Consider the following 1,233-nt stretch of genomic DNA (forward strand, 5'->3'; position numbering starts at 1 on the left):
CCTGGGTAAAAAAATGCTGGTTGCCGGCGGAGCCATAGCTGCTGGCGCACATTATCTTGCGCCTAAAATTGATAACAGTTCCGAGTACAGCATGGAGCTGATGAAACTCTCAAACAGGGTGTTCCATGACCGCGATGAGGCGGGGCGCCAGAAAGGTAAGCAGCAAATAAACAACACCGTCAAAAAAGCGATAGAACTCGGTGGGGGTGATATCGGCGACACATTGCAAGGTTACGAGGGGCTGGTTTCCTCCCAGGCATTTACGCCGCAACAAGTCGACGAATTATTGCCGCGCATCAATATGACAGCCGCATCCGTCGGTGCAAATCCCTACAAGGTCGCGGAACTGGCTTCATCGTTGCATTACTTTAAAATTCCCACCGATAAACTCCCCAATGCGTTAAGCGGCATTGTCAGAATGGGCCAGATGGGGCCTGTTGATGCGGATGTGATCGCTGAACATGCGAAGGGAATGTTTGAGCAGTTGGGCGGTATTGGCGGCGGCGGGTATCAGGGGCTGCGTGCTGTATTGCCTCTTGCTGAATCCTCAGCGCTCGGTGCAGCAACACCAGAAGCGGCCCTCACGAACGCGACCGATCTCGTCAATGATATTTTAAGCCCTAACCTGGATAGCGCTGCTGGGCGCATTAAGATCGGCGGAAAAAAGATAAGCTGGCATGAGTCCATTATCAAACAGATGGGGCAAGGCGTTGACCCATTGGAAGCGGCCAGAACCATTGTTAATAAGGCCATCGATAATGACAAGCAATACCAGTCGTTAAATCGTCAATTAAACAAAACGACTGACCCCACCAAACGGGATCGTCTTGAACGTCAAATACAGGCTGTCCGTGGTGTGTATTACGGTAAGTTCTTTCGCAACCAGCAAGCCCGTATGTCCTTTATTGCCTACGAACAGCATTACGATAAAGTCAAGGCGCTACAGGGCGCACTTGACCAGGAGTATTACGGCAAACCCGGTGAACTGGCGACCGATAAGGATATGAAGGGTATTCAAAACGAGACTGAGTTCAAGAAAAAACGCGCAGGCAGCCTGGAAATCCTTGACCAAAATGACATTATGACTCCCCTGGCTAAGCTCGAGGGCGAGGTGGCAGATGAATTCACCAAATTAGATGAAGTTCTGCCCAATGTTACCAAGGGGCTTGTGGGGTTGGGCGTTGCTTTGGGGACCGTTTCAGCCGTTGGTGGTGCGGGTATAGTTCTCGATAC

1 protein-coding gene is annotated in these 1,233 nt (G+C 51.0%); it reads left to right on the plus strand.

Translation table 11 applies throughout. The annotated features are described in order from the left end of the window. Positions 1-1,233 (plus strand): hypothetical protein (locus ADK28_RS32170; RefSeq protein WP_048795963.1); only part of this gene is annotated, 1,233 nt, incomplete at both ends.

Source organism: Serratia sp. 506_PEND (assembly GCF_001076875.1).
Classification (GTDB): domain Bacteria; phylum Pseudomonadota; class Gammaproteobacteria; order Enterobacterales; family Enterobacteriaceae; genus Serratia; species Serratia marcescens.